This window comes from Candidatus Palibaumannia cicadellinicola (genome assembly GCF_002855795.1).
Classification (GTDB): Bacteria; Pseudomonadota; Gammaproteobacteria; order Enterobacterales; family Enterobacteriaceae; genus Baumannia; species Baumannia cicadellinicola_C.
Genome location: NZ_NJPO01000056.1, coordinates 1 through 2,333, shown reverse-complemented (window position 1 = coordinate 2,333; position 2,333 = coordinate 1). Strand labels below are relative to the sequence as shown.

Sequence of the window (2,333 nt, the reverse complement as noted above, 5' to 3'; positions counted from 1 at the left end):
ATTAAAGTTAATATCATACTTATCTACAAACCCCAGCATTTTTACAAAAAAATATTATTTATTTTGCTTTAGATAAGTATGATATTAACTTTAATTTTGTTAATATACTAGATATGCATGCTAACTTTTTACGTTTAAACAGATCTGAAAAAGTGACTATAGAAGGTCATGCAGATGAACGCGGTACACCAGAGTATAATATTGTTTTAGGAGAACGCCGCGCGAATGCTGTGAAGATGTATCTTCAAAGTAAAGGTGTCTTACCAGAACAGATTTTGATCCTATCTTATGGTAAAGCTAAACCGGCTATACTTGGTCACAACGAAACAGCATATGCCAAAAATCGTCGGGCCGTACTTGTATACTACACTCACTTAGATAGATCATAACATGAGTCGTCAGTTAATCAGTTTTATATTACTTATACTAATGAATGTTACTACTTCCTGGTCTGCTACTTTTATAGCACCAGTAAGTGATATTGGATCTAGGTCTGAAGACTTAGTAGTGCAACTTGAGCATATTTATAATGTACACAGTAAGCTAATAATCCAACTTCAGCAGCAACTTACCGAGAATCAGCATGATATAGATGTTCTTCGCGGTCAGATTCAGGAAAATAAATATCAGCTGGATCAGCTAAGTTTTCAAGGTAGAAACTCTACTATAGTAACTAGCATTTCTCCTAGCAATAGTAGTCATGTTAACATAGACTATAACGACTATAACACAATTAACACAGACTATAACGCAGCGGTAGCCCTTGTGTTACATAATCAACCGTATCATTTAGCGTACCATGCTTTTCAAAATTTTATCAACAATTATCCTGATTCTACTTATCTACCCAATGCGAACTACTGGTTGGGACTACTGAATTATAATAATAGTAGAAAAGAAGAAGCTGCATACTATTTTGCACACGTTGTTAAAAATTATCCGTTGTCGCCGAAAACCCCGGATGCCCTACTAAAAGTAGGCATAATCATGCAGGAAAAAGGTCAGAAAGATAAAGCTAAAGCTGTTTACCATAACATTTGTAAACGCTATCCTAGCGCTAATGCTGCTAAGCAGGCGCAAAAATATCTGGCTAACCTTTAACTAATGCTAGCGTGATAGTAAACGCGACACGATACCAATTTTGGCGTATTTGGTTTAGCATATATAGTAAACCTTTATTTAGTCTGATGGTTGCTGCTTGGACAGCAACCTTCGGCAAAGCCGCCTGAGAAAACCGTGATGAATAAACGACTCGATGTCAACGCGACTTTTTATTCTTTTCCACCTAAACCAGCGCTACTTACTACTCAAGAAAAAATGACTCTAGTAGAAAGTATTAGAAACCAATTACAGGTGCGCAATGCTGTCATTATTGCTCATTACTATACCGACCCTGAAATCCAGGCATTAGCTGAGACAACCGGGGACCGCGTAGCAGACTCACTGGAAATGGCGCAGTTTGGTAGTCGCGATCCTGCCACCACGTTATTAGTTGTAGGTGTGCGCTTTATGGGCGAGACGGCAAAAATACTGAGCCCAGACAAAATAGTTCTGATGCCTACGCTTGAAGCAGAGTGTTCTTTAGATATCGGTTGTCCACATGAAGAATTTAGTGCCTTCTGCGATGCACACCCAGAGCGCACAGTAGTGGTTTATGCGAATACTTCAGCTGCAGTAAAGGCTCGTGCAGACTGGGTCGTTACTTCCAGTATTGCTATAGAACTTATCGACTATCTCGATAGCTTAGGGAAAAAAATTATCTGGGCGCCAGATCGGCATCTCGGTCGTTATGTACAGCACAAAACTGGTGCTGATATTTTATGCTGGCAAAGTGCCTGTATAGTCCATGATGAATTTAAAACACAAGCATTACAGAAAATGAAAGAGTTATATCCAGAAGCTGCAGTTTTAGTTCATCCGGAGTCTCCGCAAGCAGTAGTAGAACTTGCTGATGCGGTGGGCTCAACAAGTCAGTTGATTCAAGCAGCAAAACATATACCGCAAAAAACTATTATTATTGCCACCGATCGCGGTATTTTTTATAAAATGCAGCAGGCTTGTCCAGATAAAACGTTGTTAGCCGCACCTACAGCTGGAGAAGGTGCCACTTGTCGTAGTTGTGCCCATTGTCCGTGGATGGCTATGAATGACCTTAAAGCTCTTGCTGAAGGATTGACAGGAAGTAGCATACACCATCAGGTTCAAATTGACGAAGCGGTACGTAAGCGAGCTCTTGTGCCACTTAAGAGAATGTTATCATTCGCTGCTGACCTTAAACGTCGTTAACTCAGTTTCTCCTAACTGTCCTTAAATAGTAAGCCTACTAACTGTGT

The 2,333-nt window shown here is 39.8% G+C and carries 2 protein-coding genes and 1 pseudogene; all 3 read left to right on the top strand.

Annotated elements, in window-relative coordinates:
- Positions 1 to 44 precede the first annotated feature (44 nt).
- Positions 45 to 389, top strand: a pseudogene (gene pal / locus CEX73_RS01165) (peptidoglycan-associated lipoprotein Pal); the annotation flags it as partial.
- On the top strand, positions 379 to 1,101 hold the full coding sequence (gene ybgF / locus CEX73_RS01160; RefSeq protein ID WP_438819075.1) for a tol-pal system protein YbgF: 723 nt from the start codon (positions 379 to 381) through the stop codon (positions 1,099 to 1,101). The pseudogene pal and the gene ybgF, both read left to right, overlap by 11 nt.
- Positions 1,102 to 1,239: 138 nt before the next feature.
- Complete coding sequence (gene nadA / locus CEX73_RS01155; RefSeq protein WP_101626785.1) at positions 1,240 to 2,286, top strand: quinolinate synthase NadA; 1,047 nt, start codon at positions 1,240 to 1,242, stop codon at positions 2,284 to 2,286.
- Positions 2,287 to 2,333: the final 47 nt, after the last annotated feature.